Raw genomic sequence first — 21404 nt, forward strand, 5'->3', positions numbered from 1 at the left:
CTTCGACGCCCGTCCGCCCGATCAGGCGAACGTCTTCGCGAAGGCGTCGATCGCCTTGACGAGCTTCTCGGTGGTGTCCTTGGACAGTTCCTTGGACGTGCGGATGGTGTCGAGGATGTCGGCGTGCTTCGAACGCAGGAAGGACAGCAGGCCCTCCTCGAAGCTGCGCACCTTGCTCACCGGCAGCGAGTCCAGGTAGCCGTTGGTGCCGGCATAGATCACCACCACCTGCTCCTCGACCTTCAGCGGCGAGAACTGCGACTGCTTCAAGAGCTCGGTGAGGCGGGCGCCGCGGTTGAGCAGCTTCTGCGTCGAAGCGTCGAGGTCCGAGCCGAACTGGGCGAAGGCGGCCAGCTCGCGATACTGGGCGAGCTCGCCCTTGATCTTGCCGGCGACCTGCTTCATCGCCTTGATCTGCGCCGAGGAGCCGACGCGCGACACCGAGAGGCCGACATTCACCGCCGGGCGGATGCCCTGGAAGAACAGGTCGGATTCCAGGAAGATCTGGCCGTCGGTGATCGAGATCACGTTGGTCGGGATATAGGCCGACACGTCGTTGGCCTGGGTCTCGATGACCGGCAGGGCGGTCAGCGAGCCGGCGCCGTTCTCGTCGTTAAGCTTGGCGGCACGCTCGAGCAGGCGCGAGTGGAGATAGAACACGTCGCCCGGATAGGCCTCGCGGCCCGGCGGGCGGCGCAGCAGCAGCGACATCTGGCGGTAGGCGACGGCCTGCTTGGACAGGTCGTCATGGATGATGAGCGCGTGCATGCCGTTGTCGCGGAAGAACTCGCCCATGGCGGTGCCGGCGAACGGCGCCAGGAACTGCATCGGCGCGGCGTCGGAGGCGGTGGCGGCGACGACGATGGAATATTCCAGCGCGCCCTGCTCCTCCAGCACCTTCACGAACTGGGCGACGGTGGAGCGCTTCTGGCCGACCGCGACATAGACGCAGTACAGCTTGGCCTTCTCGTCGTCGCCCTTGTTGATCGGCTTCTGGTTCAGGATAGTGTCGAGCGCGATGGCGGTCTTGCCGGTCTGGCGGTCGCCGATGATCAGCTCGCGCTGGCCGCGGCCCACCGGGATGAGGGCGTCGATCGCCTTCAGGCCGGTCTGCATCGGCTCGTGCACCGATTTGCGCGGGATGATGCCGGGCGCCTTGACGTCGACGCGCTTGCGCTCGGTGTACTCGATCGGGCCCTTGCCGTCGATCGGGTTGCCGAGAGCGTCGACGACGCGGCCGAGCAGGCCCTTGCCGACCGGCACGTCGACGATGGCGCCGGTGCGCTTGACGGACTGGCCTTCCTTGATCTCGCGGTCGGAGCCGAAGATGACGACGCCGACATTGTCGATTTCGAGGTTCAGCGCCATGCCGCGCGTGCCGTTCTCGAACTCGACCATCTCGCCGGCCTGGACGTTGTCGAGGCCGTAGACGCGGGCGATGCCGTCACCGACGGACAGGACCTGGCCCACCTCGGAGACTTCGGCTTCCTGGCCGAAATTCTTGATCTGTTCCTTGAGGATCGCGGAAATTTCTGCGGCGCGGATATCCATATCAGCGAACCTCTTTCATCGCAGTGCGGATCGAATTGAGCTTGGTCTTGAGCGAGGCGTCGACGAGACGCGAGCCGATCTTGACCTTGAGACCACCGAGCAGGGACGGATCGACCGCGACGGCGAGCTGCACGCTCTTGCCGGTCATCTGGTCGAGCGCGCCCTTGAGGGTGGCGGCGTGAGCATCGGAGAGCGGCTGGGCGACCGTGACCTCGGCCACGATTTCGCCCTTCTCGGCCGCCACCAGCGCGTCGAAATCGCGAATGATCGCCTCGACCGCGAACAGGCGCCGATTGGCCGCCACCGTCTTGAAGAAATTGCCGGCGAGACCGCCGATGCCGGCCCTGTCGAGCACCGCGGAGACCGCGTGCTCCTGCTCCTCGGAGGAGAATACCGGGCTGCGCACCAACCGCTTCAGGTCATCGCTCTCGGCGATGAGGGCGCTGAACCGGTCGAGATCGGCCTTCACAGCGTCAATGGCGCCGGCCTCGCGCGCCAGCTCGAAAAGAGCCGTCGCATAGCGTCCCGCCACACCGGATACGTAGGTCTCCGCCACCGTGCCTCTCTCGGGCTTCTCGGGTTCGCCGCGCCAGCCTTCCGGCCGGGGTCGAACCCGGATTTACAAGGGTTTTGAACTGAAAAGACAAGGCCGACCGAGCGGGCCCCCCAATCAGGTCGGGCGGTTCCCTAACACGGCTCTCGGCATGCTGCAACACGATGAAAGCATGGATTCGGGCCACCAATTGACGTAGCGCGCCCTTGGCGCGCCGTTCGAAGGCTTCGCCAAGGTTCCGGACGGCGTTTCAACGGCTTGTCGCAACCTGCGGCGCATTGCAGCACCTGGCATGCCAGAGCCGCCGATTCAGCCGCAATGGAAATATTTTTCATTCCCGCGTGACGCGCAGCGCCGCCGCCGCCGCCACCGGCCCGAGCACCAGCGCCCCGAGCGACAGCCCGGCCAGAATGCGGAACGGCGCCCCGAACGGCACGGTGCCGCCGATGGCGGCGCCGGTCGCCGCCACGCCGAAGATCAGCACGGGAATGGTGAGCGGCATCACCAGCACCGCCACCAGCAGCCCGCCGCGCCGGAACGCCGCCGCGAAGGCGGCGCCGACCAGGCCGAGGAATGTCACCGCCGGCGTCCCGACCAGAAGCGTCAGGCACAGCGCGCCGATCGCCGCCGGCTCGAGATTGAGCAGCAGCGACAGCACCGGCGCCGCCACCACCAGCGGCAGGCCGGTGGCGAGCCAATGGGCGATACCCTTCGCCGCCGCCGCCAGCTCGACCGGCAGCTCGCTCATGAACATCAGGTCCAGCGAGCCGTCCTCGGCATCGGCGGCGAACAGCCGGTCGAGGCCGATCAGCGAGGCCAGCAGCGCGCCGATCCACAGGATCGCCGGGCCGATGCGGGCGAGCAGGTTGAGGTCCGGCCCGATGGCGAAGGGGGTGACGGTCACCACGGCGAGGAAGAACACCACGCCGAGCCCGGCGCCGCCGCCGGCCCGCAGGGCGAGCGCGAGATCGCGCCGGACCAGGGCGAGGAAGGCGCGGGTCATGAAGACGCCTCCCCGGCGAATGCGGCATCCGCCCCCCACGGGTCGCGCGCCGTCCGCGCCGCATGGGCGCCGAGATCGAGCGATTCGCTCGGGGCGAGATCGAGCGGCGCGTGGGTGGCGGCGACCAGCAGCCCGCCTTTGGCGATGTGCGCGCGCGCAAGGGCGGCGAACAGCGCCTGGGCGCGGGAATCGAGCGCGGTGGTCGGCTCGTCGAGGATCCAGAGCGGCCGCTCGGCGACCAGCAGCCGGGCGAGGGCGAGGCGGCGCTTCTGTCCCGCCGAGAGCACCGCGACCGGCAGGGCGCCGAGGCCGCCGAGGCCGACCTCCTCCATCGCCGCCTCCACGCCCGGCGGGGACCCCTGCAACGCCGACCGCGACGGAGGGCGGCCGAGCAGATCGCGCCAGAAGCGCAGATTGTCGGCGGCGCTCAGCGCCAGCTTGTGAGCGTCGAGATGGCCGAGATAGTGCACCTGCTCACCGAAGCTGTCCGGTTCCGGGGCGCCTTCCAGCCGGATGGATCCCGATACCGGCGAGGCAAGCCCCGCCAAAAGTCTTAGGAGCGAGGATTTGCCGGCGCCGTTCGGTCCGGTGACCACCAGCGCGCGGCCGGCCTCGACGGTAAAACCGAGGTCGCGGAACAGTTCGCGCGCCCCCCGCCGACAGGCAAGTTCCCTAACGACCAGTCGCAACGGACGTCCCCCGTGCCTCGTTCGGCCTCCTGCGACGCACAATTTTACGCTGCACCCCGTCAGACCCCTAGGATCGTCGTTTGAAATCGCTCTATATAGAAAACCGAACGATGCGCCGTGGCCTAAGGCCGGGCCGCGCGAGCTATAGCCCGCGCAACCGCTTCCTGTCCAAGGTCGTAAAGAGCGTGTCGAGGCCACTCTCACCGAGGACCAGTCAACCGTGACGTCGCTCGACAGCTTCAAAAGCCGCAAGACCCTTTCCGTCGGAAACAACAGCTACACCTATTACAGCCTGCCGGACGCCGAGAAGAACGGCCTCGACGGGGTGTCGGCGCTGCCCTTCTCGATGAAGGTCCTGCTCGAAAATCTGCTGCGCTTCGAAGACGGGCGCTCGGTGACCAAGGACGACATCGTCTCGATCAAGGACTGGCTGGTGAACCGCGGCAAGGCGGAACGCGAGATCGCCTATCGCCCGGCCCGCGTGCTGATGCAGGACTTCACCGGCGTGCCGGCGGTGGTCGACCTCGCCGCCATGCGCGACGCCATGGTGCATCTCGGCGGCGACGCCAAGAAGATCAACCCGCTGGTGCCGGTCGACCTCGTCATCGACCATTCGGTGATCGTCAACTTCTTCGGCGACAACGCCGCCTTCGGCAAGAATGTCGAGGAGGAGTACAAGCAGAACCAGGAGCGCTACCGCTTCCTGAAATGGGGCCAGTCGGCCTTCGACAATTTCCGCGTCGTGCCGCCGGGCACCGGCATCTGCCACCAGGTGAATCTCGAATATCTCGCCCAGGCGGTGTGGACCAAAGCTGAGGACGGCACCACCGTCGCCTATCCCGACACCTGCGTCGGCACCGACAGCCACACCACCATGGTGAACGGCCTCGGCGTGCTGGGCTGGGGCGTCGGCGGCATCGAGGCGGAGGCGGCCATGCTCGGCCAGCCGGTCTCCATGCTCATCCCCGAGGTGATCGGCTTCAAGCTGACCGGCAAGCTCAACGAGGGCATCACCGCCACCGACCTGGTGCTCACCGTCACCCAGATGCTGCGCAAGAAGGGCGTGGTCGGCAAGTTCGTCGAGTTCTTCGGCCCCGGCCTCGAGCATCTCTCGCTGGCCGACCGCGCCACCATCGGCAACATGGCGCCGGAATATGGCGCGACCTGCGGCTTCTTCCCGGTCGACGAAGAGACCATCGCCTATCTCGACGAGACCGGCCGCGACCCCGACCGCGTCGCGCTGGTGGCCGCCTATTCCAAGGCGCAGGGCATGTGGCGCCATGCCGAGCTCGCCGACCCGGTGTTCACCGACATCCTCGAGCTCGACATCTCCACCGTGCTGCCCTCGCTTGCCGGCCCGAAGCGCCCGCAGGACCGCGTGCTGCTCTCCGGCACCAAGGCCGGCTTCCTCGCCGCGCTGGAGGGCGAGTTCAAGAAGCCGGGCGAGGCGGCCAAGCGGGTGCCGGTGGAAGGCACCGACTACACGCTCGGCCATGGCGACGTGACCATCGCCGCCATCACCTCCTGCACCAATACCTCGAACCCCTCGGTGCTGATCGCCGCCGGCCTGCTGGCGCGCAACGCCGTCGCCAAGGGACTCAAGTCCAAGCCTTGGGTGAAGACCTCGCTGGCCCCCGGCTCGCAGGTGGTCGAAGGCTATCTGGCCGCCGCCGACCTGCAGAAGGACCTCGACGCGGTCGGCTTCAACCTGGTCGGCTTCGGCTGCACCACCTGCATCGGCAATTCGGGGCCCCTCCCGGAGCCGATCTCGGAAGCCATCAACAAGAACGACCTCGTCGCCGGCGCCGTGATCTCCGGTAACCGCAACTTCGAGGGCCGCGTCAACCCGGACGTCAAGGCGAACTACCTCGCCTCGCCGCCGCTGGTGGTCGCCTATGCGCTGGCGGGCTCGCTGCAGATCGACCTCACCACCGAGCCGCTGGGCACGGGGTCGGACGGCCAGCCGGTCTATCTCAAGGACATCTGGCCCTCCAACAAGGAGATCGCCCAGTTCATCCGCGAGAACGTCACCAAGAAGATGTTCCTCGAAAAGTACTCGGACGTGTTCAAGGGCGACGAGAACTGGCAGAAGATCGCCATTCCGCAGGGCGAGACCTATGCCTGGGACGATCGCTCGACCTATGTGCAGAACCCGCCCTATTTCGTCGGCATGACTCGCGAGCCGGAGCCGGTGACCGACATCATCAAGGCGCGGGTCATGGGCCTGTTCCTCGATTCGATCACCACCGACCACATCTCTCCGGCCGGCTCGATCAAGGAAGCCAGCCCCGCCGGCACTTACCTGCGCGACCATCAGGTCCGCCCCGCCGACTTCAACCAGTACGGCACGCGGCGCGGCAACCATGAGGTGATGATGCGCGGCACCTTCGCCAATATCCGCATCAAGAACCAGATGCTGGGCGGCAAGGAAGGCGGCCTCACCCGGCACTGGCCGGACGGCACCGAAATGCCGATCTACGACGCCGCCATGCTCTACAAGCAGGAAGGCGTGCCGACCGTGATCTTCGCCGGCAAGGAATACGGCACCGGCTCCTCGCGCGACTGGGCGGCCAAGGGCACCAAGCTGCTCGGCATCCGCGCCGTCATCACCCAGAGCTTCGAGCGCATCCATCGCTCGAACCTGGTCGGCATGGGGATCGTGCCGCTGGTGTTCCAGAACGAGGATTCGTGGCAGTCGCTCGGCCTGAAGGGCGACGAGATCGTCACCATCCAGGGCATTGAGGGCGACCTGAAGCCGCGCCAGACGCTGATCGCCGAGATCACCTTCTCGGACGGCACGGTGAAGCATGTGCCGCTGACCTGCCGCATCGACACGCTGGACGAGCTCGACTATTTCCGCAACGGCGGCATCCTCCAATATGTGCTGCGCAATCTCGCCGCCTGACCGGGCGGCGTGTTTCACGTGAAATCGGCGGCGCGAGGGGCTTGCCCTTCGCGCCGCTGGCGTTTCCGGCCCTTCCCGGCCGGCGGAAGGGGCAATACCGCGACGCCATGTCACCGGCGACGGTGCGATGGCGGGCTTTCACCCTTCCGTGCATCGGCGACACTCCAATGTGACTGGCGGAGGATGGCCGCGCGTCCTAAAGCCTAGCCGGTCCTGCCTTTGCCGGGACGAAGATGAGGATGTTCCGCGCCGATGTCGTTGCAGCTTCCCGGTCCTGCCGGCCTCCGCCGCCGAGCCGCCCTCCCCCGCCTGACGGGGCTGGGCTCGGCTCTCGCGGCGCTGGGGTTTCGGCCGCGGGGAATTGCCGGGCACGGGATTGCGGGATTTCGCATGGCAGGATTTCGCATGGCAGGATTGGGCTTGGTCGGGCTGATCGCCACCGCGATCGCGCCGGCCGGCGCCCAGGAGGCAGGGCAGCAGGCGGCGAAGAGCGTCCACGCGGTGGAGAAGCCACGGGCGGTGATCGAGCTGTTCACCAGCCAGGGCTGCTCCGCCTGTCCGCCGGCCGACAAGCTGCTCGCCGAGATCGCCGACCGTCCGGACGTGATCGCCCTCACCCTCGCCGTCGACTATTGGGACTATCTTGGCTGGAAGGACACGCTGGCCAAGCACGGCCACACGTCGCGGCAGAAGGCCTATGCCCGGCTGCGTGGCGATTCCAAGATGTTCACCCCCCAGGCGGTGGTGAACGGCAGCGCCATGGCGGTGGGCAATGACCGCTCGGCGCTGGAACAGACACTCGCCACCTCGCGCCCGCCCGATATACCGGTGAAGCTGAGCGTCCAGGACGGCAAGCTGCATGTCGCGGTCGGGCCAGGGAGCGGCATCGGCGAGGTCTGGCTCTGCCCGGTGGCGACCAAGGCCAGGGTCGAGATCGGCCGCGGCGAGAACGAAGGCGCCGAGGTCACCTACCATAATGTGGTGCGCGGCTGGGTGAAGCTGGGCGACTGGAGCGGCGCCGCCGCCAGCTTCGAGGCGCCGCTGCGCCGGCCGGGCGATATGGATGTCGATGCGCTGGCGGTGCTGGTGCAGTCGGGCTCCGCCACCGCTCCCGGTCCGATCCTCGGCGCCGCCCTGCAGCCGATCCCCTGATGCCGCCGGCCCAGGCGGCCTGAACCTTGCCGACCGGGCAAAAAGAAAGGCCGGCAGTGACGCCGGCCTCGATCAGTCAATTGGGGATTGAACCTGAGTAGCGCCAGGCACGTTCCACGCGACGCCGCGGGGGGCTGGGGGGCTGGGAAACCGATGCGCTTCGCGGATCGGCCTGACGCTATGGTTGCTGTTATCTCTCCCGCCCTTGGCGGCCGAAAGGCCGAATCTTGGCAAGGCTGTGTCCGCGGTTGACGAGGCCGTGAAGCCCATGGCCCCAACCCGCGGCCGCCTGATCCGCCGCGAGCGATGCCGCCTTGGGCGCGTTAAGGACTTGTGGCGGCCGCCTGCCGGGGCGATCATGACAGATCGATGATGCCGCGCGCGTCGCCGCCTCGGCGGAGGGCATCGGCGGCAGAGCTCGGCAAAACGGCGTCGTCAACGGTTTGGGCAAAGGCTTCTGGAGGTCCGCGTGGCGGATATCGAACCCATAGGATTGGCCGCCGGCCCGCGCGGCAATGAAAAGAGCGGCCAAAAGGACAGCGTCGTCACCTTCGACCGGCACGAACTCGACCGCATCCTCAGCCTCTATGGCCGCATGGTGGCGCTCGGCGAATGGCGGGATTACGCCATCGCCTTCACCCGCGACCGGGCGGTGTTCTCGATTTTCCGCCGCGCCGCCGAAGTGCCGATCTACCGGGTGGAGAAAGACCCGCTCCTCGCGCGCAAGCAGGGCGCCTACACCGTGGTGTCGCAGACCGGGCTCATCCTGAAGCGCGGGCACGAGCTTGCCCGCGTGCTCGCGGTGTTGGAAAAGCCGCTGCGGGCGGTCAACTGATCCGGCCCGAATCGGCCCCGCGCGTCCGGAGTTTTCCCATGCGTCTTCTCACCCTCGCCGCCACCCAGATGCGCTGCGACTGGGACATCCCCGGCAACATCGCCCGCGCCGAGCGCCTGGTGCGCGAGGCCGCCGCCGGCGGTGCCAGGCTGATCCTGCTGCAGGAACTGTTCGAGACCCCGTATTTCTGCCAGGACCAGCTGCATGAGTTTCTCGACCTCGCCGCCCCCTTCGAGGGCAACCGGCTGATCGCGCATTTCGCCGCGCTGGCCGCCGAGCTCGGCGTGGTGCTGCCGCTCTCCTTCTTCGAGCGTGCCGGGCCGGCCGCCTATAACAGCCTCGCCATGATCGACGCCGACGGCACGGTGCTCGGCGTCTACCGCAAGAGCCACATACCGGACGGGCCGGGCTACACCGAGAAGTTCTATTTTTCGCCCGGGGATACCGGCTTCAAGGTGTGGGACACCGCCGCCGGGCGCATCGGCGTCGGCATCTGCTGGGACCAGTGGTTCCCGGAAAGCGCGCGGGTGATGGCGCTGAAGGGCGCCGAGGTGCTGCTCTACCCGACCGCCATCGGCTCCGAACCGCAGGACCCGCATCTCGATTCCGCCGGCCACTGGCAGCGGGTGATGCAGGGCCATGCCGGGGCCAACCTGATGCCGCTGGTCGCCTCCAACCGCATCGGCAGCGAGCCGGGGCGCAACGGCACCGAGATCACCTTCTACGGTTCCTCCTTCATCGCCGGGCCGACCGGCGAGAAGGTGGCCGAGGCGAACCGCACCGACGAGACGGTACTGGTCGCCAGCTTCGATCTCGACGAGATCGCGCATCAGCGCCGCTCCTGGGGCGTGTTCCGCGACCGCCGGCCGGAGCTCTACGCGCCGATCCTCACTCTCGACGGGACCACGAGCCGCGCATGACCGACACGCTGCTGACCACCCCCGCCGCCGATGGCTTCCGCATGCCGGCGGAATGGGAGCCGCATGCCGGCACCTGGATGATCTGGCCGGAGCGGCCGGACAACTGGCGCGAGGGCGCGAAGCCGGCGCAGGCGGCCTTCACTGCCGTCGCCACCGCCATTGCCCGCTTCGAGCCGGTGAGCATGCTGGTCACCGCCGCGCAGTGGCAGAACGCCCGCCGGCTGCTGCCGCCGCAGGTGCGGCTCATCGAGGTGGCGAGCGACGATTCATGGTGCCGCGACAGCGGGCCGACCTTCGTCACCGATGCGAAAGGCCGGCTGCGCGGCGTCGACTGGGAATTCAACGCCTGGGGCGGGCTCTACAGCCCGTTCGACCAGGACCGGCTGATCGCCGCCAAGGTGCTGGAGACCGAGCGCGCGCCGCGCTACGCGCCGCCGCTGGTGCTGGAGGGCGGCTCGATCCATGTCGATGGCGAGGGCACGCTGCTCACCACCGAGGAATGCCTGCTCAACCCCAACCGCAATCCCGACCTCACCCGCGAGGAGATCGAGCAGCATTTGCGCGACCATCTCGGCATCACCCGGACGATCTGGCTCGGCGCCGGCCTCGTCGACGACGAGACCTCCGGCCATATCGACAACATCGCCTGTTTCGTGAAGCCCGGCGTGGTGGCGCTGACCTGGTGCGACGACCCGGCCGACCCGCAGCATGCCATCTCGCGCGACGCCCTCGACCGGCTGAGCAAGGCCCGAGACGCGCGCGGCCGCAGCCTCGAGGTGGTGAAGCTGCCGCTGCCGGGGCCGCTGTTCCGCACCGGCGCGGAGGCGATCGAAGCCGTGAGCGACCTGGCCTCCGGCGGCAGCATGACGCGGCAGGTGGGCGAGCGGCTCGGCGGCTCCTATGTCAATTTCTATGTCGGCAACGGCTTCGTGCTGATGCCGCGCCTCGACCCCGCACATGACGACGAGGCGGCGGCGATCCTCGGCCGGCTGTTCCCCGGCCGCGAGGTGGTGGGCCTGCCGACGCGCGAGATCCTGCTTGGCGGCGGCAATATCCATTGCATAACCCAGCAGCAGCCGGCGGGAAGGCCGGGCTGATCGGCAAGCGCCGGCTTTCCTCTGCGGGCGCGGGCGGCTAGAGCATTTCCAGTGAACACCGGTTCGCCGGAAATGCTCTAGCATATTGTTCTGACGCGTTTTCTTCCCGCGAAGTGGAATCCACTTCGCTCGAAAACGCTCTAGCGTGCGCCGGCTGGGGAGACACCGATGAAGCTGCCGACCGAACCGCCGGAGGCCAATGACGGCACCGCCGCTCCGCCCGGCGCGGATGCCGCGACGAACGTGCCGCCGCTCGCGCCGACCTTGAGCCCGGCCGAGCTCGACGCGCTGCAGCGGCACGCACGCCCGGCGCGCGGCATCATCGAATATGGCTGCGGGCATTCCACCGGCGAATTCGTGCGCGGCGGCGCCCGGCATGTCCTCAGCGTCGATTCCGATCCGGCCTGGATCGAGCGGCTGCGCCGCCGGCCGGAATTCGCCGAGGCGGAGACGCAGGGCCGCCTCGCCTTCATCCATGCCGATCTCGGCCCGGTGAAGAACTGGGGCAAGCCGCGCGACAAGAGCCTGCGCGCCCGCTGGCCGGCCTATGCGCTGGCGCCCTGGGTCCGGGAGCCGGACTTCGCGCCGGACCTCGTCTTCGTCGACGGGCGCTTCCGCGTCGCCTGCATCCTCTCGGCCTTTCTGTTCGGCCCGCCGGCGATCACCGTGGTGGTGCACGATTTCTGGAGCCGGCCGGAATATCATTCCGTCCTCGCCTTCGCCGAAGCGGTGGAGGCGGCGGAGACGCTCGCGGTGCTGCGGCCGGCGCCCGGTCTCGATCCGAGGGCCCTGGCTGGCGCGTTGCGCGCCGCGCTCGGCGAGCCGCGCTGACAGGCGCGGCCCGCAGCGGTGCTTCCGCCTCGCTCAGCGGAAGATGGCGTTGAACTCGTCCTTCACCTCGGCCGCCTTCTTTTCCAGCGCGGCATAGTCGACCGGGATGATGACGAGGTCGGCGATCTTCGGGCTGCCGGCCGGCGGGTCGATGTCGCTGCGCGCGGCATAGCCGCCATCGGCCGGGAAGATCTTCTGCGCGTCGAGGCTGATCATGAAGGTGGCGAACGCCTTGGCGGCCTCGGGATTGGGGCTGCCCTTCACCACCGCGGTCGGCGAGGGGATCACGAAGGTGCCGTCGGCGGGATAGACGGTGACGATGTCGTGGCCGCTGGCCCGGTCTTCCGCCGCGTAGGAATCCAGCGCCCCCACCGCGATCAGCCGCTCGCCGCGCTTGAGATTGTCGGAGACCTGCTGGTTGCCCTGCACCACCATCACGTCATTGTCGGCGAGCTTCTTGTAGTAGTCCCAGCCCAGCTTCTCCGACAGCGTGCCGACCACCGACAATTGCAACGAGGTGAAGGAGGGATCGGTCATCACCAGCTTCTTGTCGAACGTCTTGGCGGTGAGATCGGTCCATGTCTTCGGCCGCTCGGCCGCCGGCACCTTGTCGCCGCGCATATAGATGGTGATCAGGTTGAGCCGCTGGCCGATCCAGTTGCCGTCCTTGTCCTTGGCGGTGTCGGGGATCTTGTCGAAGTCGACCGGCTTGAACGGCACGAACAGGCCCTGCTCGGCCATGATGTTCGAGGCCGCGGGGTCGGAGGTGGTGAGCACGTCGGCGGCGATGCGGCCGGCCGAAACCTCCTGGTTGAAACGGCGCAGGATCGCCGAGCCGCCGGAGCGGAACAGTTCGACCTTGATGCCGCTCTGCTGCTCGAACAGCTTGGCGAGCTTGTTGGCCTGCTCGATCGGCGTCGAGGTGTACCAGACCACCTTGCCCTCGGCCTTCGCCTTGGCCAGGTCGACGCCGGCCTCCTGTGCGTGGCCGACCGCCGGCAGCGCCAGCGCGCCGGCGATGAGGCCCAATCCGAGCGCGAGACCGCGCCGGTCGATGAGCGTCCTCATATGTTCCTCCTGTTATATCTTTGTTGTTATTGGCGTTTCGTTGGATGCCCGCGGTCTAGCCGCCGCGGTAGATCGGCTCCGGCTGGGTGAAGAAGCCGTGCAGGATGTGGTAGACCAGCATGTAGTTCTTCTGCTGGAACGAGGCGTGCGAGATGCCCGGCATCACCGCGAACTGCCTGTCGGAATTGGGCAGCCTGGCGAAGAACGCGATCAGGTCGTCGAAGCCGGCGATGCCGTCATATTCGCCGCGCATCACGAGGGTCGGCACCGTGATCCTCGCCGGATCGATCAGCGGCAGATTGGTGCACATGTCGATATAGGTGCCGTTGGGCATGGAATCGTCGAGCGCGGTGATGGCGTCGGCGAAGGCCTCGATCACCTTGTCCTCGGCAGTGCCGGGATGGTCGCGGTTGAAGATCGAGTAGACGAAGGCCTTGTCGATCGGCCGGCGCTCGCCGCGCTTGAAGTCCGGCAGCTTCTTGCGGCGGTTTTCCAGCGTGTGGCTGCCCTCGCCGGTCCAGACGAAGGCATCCAGCGCCAGCCGCTTCACCCGCTCGGGATGGTGCTGCGCGAAGGTGGCGGCGCGCAGCGCGCCGGAGGAGATGCCATAGACGTGGAAGGCCGGGGTGCCGGTCTCCCTGATGATATAGTCGGTGGCGGCGGCAAGGTCTTCCGCGCCCTGCGCGATGGTCGCCTCGGTGCCGGGCCGCTTGTCGGAGCGGCCGTAGCCGCGCAGGTCGACGGTCCAGGTCTCGAAGCCCTTGTCGACGAAATAGTCCATCGCCGACGAATAGGGCCGGCCCGGCACCTGCAGGTCGAAGGTCGGCTGCGAGGCCATGGAGGAGCCGTGCACGAACAGGATGGTACCGGCCTTGGCGCCCGCATCCGGCGCCTTGCGCCACAGGAACAGCTCGGCGTCGCCGTTCTTCGTCCAGTGCTCTTCCCCGCGCGGCGCGGGCTTCAGGGCGGCGGTGGTGGACATGAAGGTCTCCTTGGATCGGATAAGTCAATGCGCGGCGGCGCGCGAAAACACGCTGCAATCGGCGGCGTCGATGGAAAGCCCCACCCGGTCGCCGATGGCGAAGCGCTCCAGCGGGTGCGTCTGCGCCCGCAGCGCGGTGCCGGACTCCAGCTGCAGCCAGTATTCGACGAGGTTGCCGAGATAGGTCATGTCGGTGACGACGGCGCCGAGAGCTCCCGGCGCCGCGCCGGGGCTGAGCCGGATGTTCTCCGGCCGCACCGACAGGTCGACGGGCTGGCCCGGCGAATAGGTCGCGTGCACAGGGGCGGGCACCTCAACGCCATCAATCGCCACGGCGAGCCGCCCGGCCGAGGCGCCGGAGCCGGCGACCACCGTGCCCGGCAGGAAGTTCACGATGCCCATGAAGTCGGCGACGATCTTGTTGGCTGGTCGGCGATAGACATCGTCCGGCGAGCCATATTGCTGCAGCTCGCCGCCATGCATCACCGCGATCTGGTCGGAGAGCGCCAGCGCCTCCGCCTGGTCGTGCGTCACATAGACGAAGGTGATGCCGGTGCGGCGCTGGAGCTGCTTCAGCTCGGTGCGCATCTTCTCGCGCAGCTTGGCGTCGAGGTTGGACAGCGGCTCGTCGAGCAGCAGGATGCCGGGCTCGACCACCAGCGAGCGGGCCAGCGCCACGCGCTGCTGCTGGCCGCCGGACAGCTCGTTGGGCAGGCGGTTCTCCAGCCCGCCGAGATTGACCATGGCCAGGGTGTCCAGCACCTTGCGCCGCGCCGCCTCGGCCGGAACCTTGCGCAGCTTGAGGCCGAAGACGACGTTCTCGAACACCGTCTTGTGCGGCCACACCGCGTAGTTCTGGAACACCATGCCCATGCCGCGCTGGTCCGGCGGGGCGACGCCATCGGCGGAGGACACCACCCGGTCGCCGACGCGGATGGTGCCGGCATCTGGCGTCACATAGCCGGCTATCAGGCGCAGCGTCGTCGTCTTGCCGCAGCCCGACGGACCGAGCAGGGTGACGAACTGGTTGTCCTTGATATCGAGGTTGAGCGCGCTGACCGCCGCGCCGCCCTCCTTGGTGCCGTAATATTTCGACAGGTTGTTGATCTGGATTCCGGCCATGGTGCTTGTCCCCGCTCTCAGCTGCCGGTCTTGAGGCCGATGCGGCTGCCGCCGAACTGGCGGGCGATGCCGATGGCGACGGCGATGATGATCATGTTGACGATGGCGAGAGCGGCGACGGGCTCGGTGTAGCCGGTCTCGTAGAGGTTATAGACCGCCACCGCGAGGGTGATGGATTGCGAGGAGAACAGCAGGATCGAGGCCGACAGCTCCTGGATCACCGGGACGAAGACCAGCAGCCAGCCGGCAAACAGGCCGGGGCGGATCAGCGGCAGGGTGATCTCCTTCATCCGCGTGCCCCAGGAGGCGCCGAGGATCTGCGCGGCTTCCTCCAATGACGGGTCGATCTGGCGCAGCGAGGAATTGGCGGCCCGCACGCCCAGCGGCACGTAGCGCCCGACATAGGCGAGCAGCAGTATGGCGAAGGTGCCGTAGAGCGCGATCGGCATCTTCAGCCAGAACTGCAGCAGCGCCACCGCCATGACGATGCCCGGCAGGCCGAGCGGGATCAGCGCGGCATAGTCGAGCAGCTTGCGGCCGGGCAGCCTGGTGCGGATGTCGATCCAGGAAATCACGGCGCCGAGGAAGACGCAGAGCGTCGCGGCGATGGTGGCGAGCATCAGGCTGTTGAGGATCGCCCGGCGGGTCACGTCGTAGTCGATGAGGATGAAGCGGTAATTCTCCAGCGTCAGGTTCTGCCAGAAGCCGAGCCCCCAGCTCTTGGAGAACGACACCGCGATCAGCGTGCCATAGGGCAGCAGGATGGCGATGAAGAAGGCCACCACGCAGACCGCGAACAGCGCCCAGCGCCATGGCCCAAGGTCCATCAGCTGCGGGCGCGCGCCCTTGCCGGCCAGCGTCACATAGGAGCGGCGGGCGAGGAAGGCGCGCTGGAGATACAGCGCGATCACCGTGATGGCGATGAACAGCAGCGACAGCGCCGAGGCGACGCCATATTGCGGCGGATAGTCGAACAGCGCGTAGATGCGGGTCGGCAGCGTCACCACCCGGCCGGGCAGGCCGATGATCGCCTGCGAGCCGAACAGCGCGATGGCGTTGACGAAGGCGAGCAGCGTGCCCGACAGCACCGCCGGCGCCACCAGCGGCAGGGTGATGGTGAGCGCGGTGCGCAGCTTGGAGGCACCGAGGATCTGCGCCGCCTCCTCATAGGAGGCGTCCACCGATTGCAGCGCCGAGGAGGCGAGCAGGTAGACGAAGGGAAAGGTGTGCAGCACCGTCACGAAGACGAGGCCGCTCATGGTGAAGATGTTGAAGCCGCCGTCGATGCCCAGCACCTCGCGCAGGAACACGTTCGCCACCCCGGCATTGGGGCTGAACAGGTTCACGAAGGCGATGGCGGTGAGGAAGGGCGGCGACAGGTAGGACAGCGTCGCGGTGAGCTGGATCAGCCCCTTGGCCGGGACATTGGTGCGGCTGACCGCCCAGGCCAGCGGCACGCCGATGGCGATGCTGAGCAGCCCGGTCCAGGCGCCGAGGATCAGCGAATTGCCGAGCGCCCGCAGATTGGCGGTGCTGCCGAGCGCGGTGGCGAAGAAGCCGCCGGTCAGTCCCTTGTCCCACACGCTTGCCGCCACCAGCGACAGCACCGGCAGGACCACCAGCACGATCAGCGCCAGGATGGCCCCGCCGATGACGAGGCCTTCGAGGCCCATCCAGCGCGGCAGGGCCGACGCGCGCGAGGGCGGCGCGAGGGTGAGTAGAGCCATTTTTCCTCCCGGAGCCGGCGCCTTTTTTGTGGCGCTTCGGCTTGTGCTGCGCGGGCCTCTCGCCCGCCCGATCTAGGCGCGGATACTCATGTGCAGGACATCACGCGCAGGACATCATGCGAACGGGTTGCTCAGAGTGCCGATACCGCTGATCGACATGGTGACGTTGTCGCCGGCCTTCAGGAATTTCGGCGGCGAGAAGCCGAGGCCGACGCCGGCCGGGGTGCCGGTGGCGATGAGGTCGCCCGCCTCCAGCGTGGTGCCGGCCGAGATGGTCTCGATCAGGCCGGGAATGTCGAAGATCAGGTCGCGGGTGTTGGCGTCCTGGCGCAGTTCGCCATTGACCCAGGTCTTCACCTGCAGGTTCTCGGCATCCACCTCGTCGGCGGTGGCGATCCACGGTCCCATCGGGCAGAAGGTGTCGAGCGCCTTGCCGAGGAACCATTGCTTGTGGTTCTTCTGCCGGTCGCGGGCCGTCACATCGTTGATGATGGTGTAGCCGAAGATGTGCTTGTGGGCGTCGGCACGGGAGATGTCGCGCCCACCCTTGCCGATGACGATGGTCAGCTCGACCTCGTAATCGACCGAGCTGGTCACCCGGGGATGGGTGTCGACGGTATCGCCCGGCCCCACCACGCAGGTGCCGGGCTTGGTGAACACCGCCGGATAATCGTCGATCTCCGCCCCCTTCACCGCCCCGGCCTCGTAGCCGGAATTGGCGAACTCCTTCGCATGGTCGCGATAGTTCTTGCCGACGCAGAAGATGTTGCGTCGCGGGCGCGGGATCGGCGCGAGCAGCCTGACCTCGGAGAGATCGGCACCGTTGCCGTTCATGCGGATCGCCGGGGCGATCGCGTCGAAGCGGGCGATAAGATCCACCATATCGGCGGCATCCACGCGATAGACCCGCTCCGCCTCGGCGTCGACCAGCCCGACGCTTTCCTTCCCCTGATGGACATAAGTGGCGAACTTCATTCGGCGGCCCTTTATTGGTTGACCAATTTACGGATATTGGGCCATATTGGTCTGCCAATTGTCAACCAGCCCATTGGACTTTTAGTGATATCGCGTGTGAAATTCAGCTCACATCCTTGTTTGAACGCCGGCCCATTGGTATACCAAATGCAAAGAACAAGGCGAGGAATGCATGGATAGCGTGCTGGTCGACCGGAAGCCGACGGGCCTGGTGCAGGATTTCCTGGAGCGGGCCATCGGCTCGGGCACCTATGGGCCGGGCGCCAAGCTGCCGACCGAACGGGCGATCGCCGAAAAGCTCGGCGTGCCGCGCTCGGCGGTGCGCGACGTGCTCTCGGTGCTGGAAGCGCAGAAGAAGGTGGTGCGCATCATCGGTTCCGGCACCTATGTGGCGAAGGCGGCGCCGAGTGCCGAACCGGTGCGGGCGCCGAGCGACGCCAGCCCGACCGAGATCATGGCCGCGCGCCTCATCGTCGAGCCGCGGCTCGCCCAATTGGTGGTTATGAACGCCACCGCCGGCGATTTCGAGCGCATGGAGGCGTGCAACCGGCAAGCCGAAGCGGCCGACGACTTCGAGGAATTCGAGAAATGGGACGCGGCGCTGCACCAGGCGATCGCCGAGGCGACGCATAACCGGCTGATGATCGCCATCTACGCCACCATCACCGCCGCCCGCGACCATGCCGACTGGGGCGAACTCAAGCGCCGCTCCATCACCGCCGAGCGGCGCGACCTCTACCGGCAGGAACACCGCGAGATCGTCGCCGCGCTGCGCGCCCGCGACGGCCGCGAGGCCGAGGCCGCCATGGCGCGGCACCTCGTCCGGGTGAAGGCTAACCTGCTCGGGGAATAGGCGCCGCGTCAGATATTAGCCGGCTGATATATTCATGCGACAATGCCGGCCTGCCGCAGCACGGCGATCCGCTCGGGCGCGTAGCCCAGCACCTCGGCCAGCACCGCGTCGGTGTGCTCGCCCAGCCCCGGCGGCACCGCGCGCACGCTCGGCGGCGCCTGCGAGAGCCTGAGCGGGCTCGCCACCGAACGGAAGCTGCCAAGCGCCGGGTGCGGCGTCTCCACCACGCTGCCGCGCAGCTGCGCCGTCTCGCTGGCAAAGGCTTCCGATACCGCATGCACCTTGCCGGCGGGGATGCCGGAGCGGTGCAGCCGATCGAGAATATCGGCGAGCGCGAAGCCGGCGATCTTCGCCGCGAGCGGCGGCAGCAGCGCGGCACGGTTTTCCGCCCGGCCGCGATTGGTCAGGAAACGCGGGTCGGCGGCGAGTTCGGGCGCGCCGAGCACGTGGACGCACAGCCGGCGGTACTGCTCGTCATTGCCGACCGCCAGCGCGAGGCGCCCATCGGCGCAGGCGAAGATCTGGTAGGGCACGATGGAGGGATGCGCATTGCCGAAGCGCCGGGCCTCGCTTCCGGTATTCAGATGCGCCGAGGCGACATTGGCCAGCAGGAACAGCGCCCCGTCCATCAGCGCGATGTCGATCGCCTGTCCCTGCCCGGTACGCTCGCGCATATAGAGCGCGGCGAGGATCGCCTGCACCGCGTTCATGCCGGAGACGAGGTCGACGAAGGCGACGCCGAGCTTCATCGGCTCGCCCTCCGGCTCTCCGGTGATGGCCATGAAGCCGGATTCGGCCTGGATGACGAAATCATAGCCCGGCCGGTCCTCCTGCGCATGGCCGCGGCCATAGCCGGAGATCGAGCAATAGATCAGCCGCGGATTGATCGCCCGGAGGTCCTCATAGGTGAGCTTGAACTTGCGCAGGCTGGCGGGGCGGAAATTCTCGATGACGATATCGGCCTGCGCCGCCAGCCCGGCGATGATCTCCCGCCCCTCCGGCGTGGTGAGGTCAACGGCGAGGCTCTTCTTGTTGCGGTTGGCGGCGAGATAATAGGTGGCGACGCCGCCGGCGGCCGGCGGCGCCCAGGTGCGGGTATCGTCGCCGGTGCCGGGATTCTCGACCTTCCACACTTCGGCGCCGAGATCGCCGAGCGTCATCGTCGCCCAGGGGCCGGCGAGGACCCGCGACAGGTCGAGTACCTTGATGCCGTCGAGCGCGCCGGGCATGGAGACCCCCTCAGTTTCCGGGAGAGGGGCACATAGCGGTATCGGCCGCCCCTGGGCAAGCCGGGACGGCGCCCGGCCCCACCGGGCCGCGCTCCACCCCGATGATGACGTCGCGCGTCCGCCTGGATCGCCGGTGCCACCGCACCGTCCACCCGGCATGACCGCGGCAGCGAGGATTTTGCGCCGATCGCCCCGCACGACGAACATGCCGGCTTGGCGAGCCGGGCCATCCGTTATAGATAGCTCCCCGCGCGGGCGTGGCGGAATTGGTAGACGCAGCGGACTCAAAATCCGCCGTCCTCACGGATATGTCGGTTCGAGTCCGACCGCCCGCACCAATCATGACGCCGCCGCCGCACCCGGTGCATTGCCCGGCCCTGCCCGCATCAACCGCCCTCCGAACCGTGCTTCCCGGCCTTGTGCCGACACGCGCCGCTGCCGATCAAGGAAACGGCAGGGGCCGCCGCGCGTTAAGCGTCCGTGAACGCGCCGGCCGGGCGTCGTGCGCGAACGAGCGATGGAGAAGAGCGCCATGACGACATGCAGGCAGCCCGATACCGGAAGCGACGAGCCTTCCGTGCTCACCATCTCGCCGGAACAAGTGTGCTTCATCATCGTCAAGGCGCGGGAGTTCGACGCCAAGGACGTGATGACCGATCCCGATCCCGCTTCCAATCCCTCCGACGACCGCGATGCGGCGGTGCTGGAAGACCATGACGACGATCCGGTCGTCGAGGAACTGACCTCGTTCATTGGCGCCATGTCGGAGGATGAGCAGATCGATCTCGTGGCGTTGGCCTGGCTCGGCCGCGACGACCATACCGCCGGGGACTGGGCCGCGGTTCGCGAGGAGGCCGCCGAGGCGCATAACCGGCGCACCGCCGCCTATCTCCTCGGCACGCCGCTGATCGCCGACTTCCTCGAAGAGGGGCTTTCGCTGCTCGGCTATTCCTGCGAGGAGTTCGAGGCGGGACGGCTGTGAACCGTCGCGGGACGGCAACGGATCCAACGACAACCGATTCATGGGCCATATCCTCGTCGCCGGCAGCGTGAATGTCGACCGGCTCTGGCGGCTCGATGCGCCGCTGCGCGGCGGGGCTCGCCTGACCTATCACAGCGCCACGCTGCGCTGCGGGGGCGGCGGCTTCACCACCGGGGCGGCGCTGCTGGCGCTCGGCCACGCCGTGACCATTGTCGCGACGCTGGCCGATGACGGGCTCGGACGCGCCTGCTTCGACCGGCTTGCCACCCTCGGCTTCGACCTGAGCGGCGTGCGGTTTGCCGGCGGACGCACGACGCCGCTCGACATCTTCATCGACCCATCGGGCGAGCGCACCGTCCTCGCCCCGCGAACCACCGAGGCGCGGCGGCTGGTGCACTTGCCGCGCCTCCCCGCCGAGCTGGTCTATGTGAATGTCCGCCGCATGGAGCCGGCCGTGCTGGCGGGGTTGGCGCCCGGCACCCGGAGGGTCGCCCAGGTGCCGCTGGAACCCGGCGAGCAACGGCCGGCGGATGTGCTGATCGGCGCCGTGCCGGATGGCGGCATCGATCTGGGTGGCATCGACATTGGCCGCATCGATCTTGGCGGCGACGCGTTCGCGCAGGCGCGGCGGATCGCCGGCCCCTCCCTCGCCACCCTCGTGCTGACCGACGGCGCCCGTCCGGTGCAGCTGTTCGACAGCGCGGGCCGTTCCAGCGTCGAGGTCGCTGCGGTGACGGCGGCGGACACCACCGGCGCCGGCGACGTCTTCGCCGCCGGCTATATCGATGCCCTGCTGCGCGAGGAGCCTGCGGCCGAGGCGGCGCGCCACGCCAGCGCCGTCGCCGCCCGATTCCTCACCGACCGCGACGCGTTCTGGAGCCAGGCACCGCTGGAGCCGAACACCTGACCTGCGGCCTTCGGGAGGAGACC

Annotated in this window: 19 protein-coding genes and 1 tRNA gene; 10 read left to right on the forward strand and 10 right to left on the reverse strand. The window is 67.9% G+C overall.

The genetic code is table 11. The features are described 5' to 3' along the window. Nucleotides 1–21 precede the first annotated feature (21 nt). The 4 genes from atpA to ccmA all read right to left on the reverse strand — a co-directional run bounded on the left by atpA (nucleotide 22) and on the right by ccmA (nucleotide 3796). Complete coding sequence (gene atpA, locus J2X65_RS09145; protein WP_310200460.1) at nucleotides 22–1551, reverse strand: F0F1 ATP synthase subunit alpha; 1530 nt, start codon at nucleotides 1549–1551, stop codon at nucleotides 22–24. A 1-nt stretch (nucleotide 1552) separates the two neighbouring features. Further along, nucleotides 1553–2107 (reverse strand): F0F1 ATP synthase subunit delta, encoded by a 555-nt coding sequence (locus J2X65_RS09150; protein ID WP_310200462.1) that lies wholly within the window; start codon nucleotides 2105–2107, stop codon nucleotides 1553–1555. Nucleotides 2108–2435: 328 nt separating this feature from the next. Beyond that, nucleotides 2436–3107 carry a heme exporter protein CcmB gene (gene ccmB / locus J2X65_RS09155; protein ID WP_310200464.1) on the reverse strand — a complete coding sequence of 224 codons (672 nt, stop codon included), beginning with the start codon at nucleotides 3105–3107 and terminating at the stop codon, nucleotides 2436–2438. Then, the gene (gene ccmA, locus J2X65_RS09160) at nucleotides 3104–3796 is read right to left on the reverse strand and encodes a heme ABC exporter ATP-binding protein CcmA (RefSeq protein WP_310200466.1); all 693 of its coding nucleotides are present in this window, start codon (nucleotides 3794–3796) and stop codon (nucleotides 3104–3106) included. Before ccmA ends, ccmB begins: the two co-directional genes overlap by 4 nt. A 220-nt stretch (nucleotides 3797–4016) precedes the next feature. Here ccmA and acnA point away from each other — a divergent pair, with 220 nt between their 5' ends. From acnA to J2X65_RS09190, 6 genes are all read left to right on the forward strand, one after another. Beyond that, entirely contained in the window at nucleotides 4017–6701 is a 2685-nt protein-coding gene (acnA, locus tag J2X65_RS09165) for an aconitate hydratase AcnA (protein ID WP_310200468.1), read from the forward strand. A 405-nt stretch (nucleotides 6702–7106) separates the two neighbouring features. Further along, nucleotides 7107–7853 carry a DUF1223 domain-containing protein gene (locus J2X65_RS09170; protein ID WP_310200470.1) on the forward strand — a complete coding sequence of 249 codons (747 nt, stop codon included), beginning with the start codon at nucleotides 7107–7109 and terminating at the stop codon, nucleotides 7851–7853. A 487-nt stretch (nucleotides 7854–8340) separates the two neighbouring features. After that, the gene (locus tag J2X65_RS09175) at nucleotides 8341–8688 is read left to right on the forward strand and encodes a DUF2794 domain-containing protein (RefSeq protein ID WP_373878595.1); all 348 of its coding nucleotides are present in this window, start codon (nucleotides 8341–8343) and stop codon (nucleotides 8686–8688) included. 38 nt (nucleotides 8689–8726) lie between these two features. Next, nucleotides 8727–9608 (forward strand): N-carbamoylputrescine amidase, encoded by an 882-nt coding sequence (gene aguB / locus J2X65_RS09180; RefSeq protein ID WP_310200472.1) that lies wholly within the window; start codon nucleotides 8727–8729, stop codon nucleotides 9606–9608. Beyond that, nucleotides 9605–10705: an agmatine deiminase gene (aguA, locus tag J2X65_RS09185; RefSeq protein ID WP_310200474.1), complete on the forward strand. Its 1101-nt coding sequence runs from the start codon at nucleotides 9605–9607 to the stop codon at nucleotides 10703–10705. Before aguB ends, aguA begins: the two co-directional genes overlap by 4 nt. A gap of 168 nt (nucleotides 10706–10873) precedes the next feature. After that, the gene (locus J2X65_RS09190; protein WP_310200476.1) at nucleotides 10874–11536 is read left to right on the forward strand and encodes a hypothetical protein; all 663 of its coding nucleotides are present in this window, start codon (nucleotides 10874–10876) and stop codon (nucleotides 11534–11536) included. A gap of 33 nt (nucleotides 11537–11569) precedes the next feature. Here J2X65_RS09190 and J2X65_RS09195 read toward each other — a convergent pair whose 3' ends face one another. The 5 genes from J2X65_RS09195 to J2X65_RS09215 all read right to left on the reverse strand — a co-directional run bounded on the left by J2X65_RS09195 (nucleotide 11570) and on the right by J2X65_RS09215 (nucleotide 17410). Next, a complete protein-coding gene (locus tag J2X65_RS09195; protein ID WP_310200478.1) occupies nucleotides 11570–12604 on the reverse strand; it encodes an ABC transporter substrate-binding protein in 1035 nt (344 codons plus the stop codon). Nucleotides 12605–12659: 55 nt separating this feature from the next. Next, nucleotides 12660–13586 carry an alpha/beta hydrolase gene (locus J2X65_RS09200; RefSeq protein WP_310200480.1) on the reverse strand — a complete coding sequence of 309 codons (927 nt, stop codon included), beginning with the start codon at nucleotides 13584–13586 and terminating at the stop codon, nucleotides 12660–12662. Nucleotides 13587–13610: 24 nt separating this feature from the next. Next, on the reverse strand, nucleotides 13611–14708 hold the full coding sequence (locus J2X65_RS09205; protein ID WP_310200482.1) for an ABC transporter ATP-binding protein: 1098 nt from the start codon (nucleotides 14706–14708) through the stop codon (nucleotides 13611–13613). A 17-nt stretch (nucleotides 14709–14725) separates the two neighbouring features. After that, nucleotides 14726–16435: an iron ABC transporter permease gene (locus tag J2X65_RS09210; protein ID WP_310200483.1), complete on the reverse strand. Its 1710-nt coding sequence runs from the start codon at nucleotides 16433–16435 to the stop codon at nucleotides 14726–14728. Between the two features lie 114 nt (nucleotides 16436–16549). Further along, nucleotides 16550–17410 (reverse strand): fumarylacetoacetate hydrolase family protein, encoded by an 861-nt coding sequence (locus J2X65_RS09215; protein WP_310200485.1) that lies wholly within the window; start codon nucleotides 17408–17410, stop codon nucleotides 16550–16552. Nucleotides 17411–17582: 172 nt separating this feature from the next. On the opposite strand from J2X65_RS09215, the gene J2X65_RS09220 reads away from it, so the two are divergent. Beyond that, nucleotides 17583–18263, forward strand: coding sequence for a FadR/GntR family transcriptional regulator (locus J2X65_RS09220; protein WP_310200487.1), 681 nt, complete (start codon nucleotides 17583–17585; stop codon nucleotides 18261–18263). Between the two features lie 32 nt (nucleotides 18264–18295). Here J2X65_RS09220 and J2X65_RS09225 read toward each other — a convergent pair whose 3' ends face one another. Further along, complete coding sequence (locus tag J2X65_RS09225) at nucleotides 18296–19492, reverse strand: CaiB/BaiF CoA-transferase family protein (RefSeq protein ID WP_310200489.1); 1197 nt, start codon at nucleotides 19490–19492, stop codon at nucleotides 18296–18298. Nucleotides 19493–19743: 251 nt separating this feature from the next. On the opposite strand from J2X65_RS09225, the gene J2X65_RS09230 reads away from it, so the two are divergent. The 3 genes from J2X65_RS09230 (at nucleotide 19744) to J2X65_RS09240 (ending at nucleotide 21381) form a co-directional block, all read left to right on the forward strand. Beyond that, nucleotides 19744–19830 (forward strand) — tRNA-Leu (locus J2X65_RS09230). A 194-nt stretch (nucleotides 19831–20024) separates the two neighbouring features. Then, on the forward strand, nucleotides 20025–20474 hold the full coding sequence (locus J2X65_RS09235; protein ID WP_310200491.1) for a DUF3775 domain-containing protein: 450 nt from the start codon (nucleotides 20025–20027) through the stop codon (nucleotides 20472–20474). 40 nt (nucleotides 20475–20514) lie between these two features. Then, nucleotides 20515–21381 (forward strand): PfkB family carbohydrate kinase, encoded by an 867-nt coding sequence (locus J2X65_RS09240; RefSeq protein WP_310200493.1) that lies wholly within the window; start codon nucleotides 20515–20517, stop codon nucleotides 21379–21381. The last annotated feature ends 23 nt before the right edge of the window (nucleotides 21382–21404 follow it).

It is taken from the genome of Ancylobacter sp. 3268 (genome assembly GCF_031456575.1).
Lineage (GTDB): Bacteria > Pseudomonadota > Alphaproteobacteria > Rhizobiales > Xanthobacteraceae > Ancylobacter.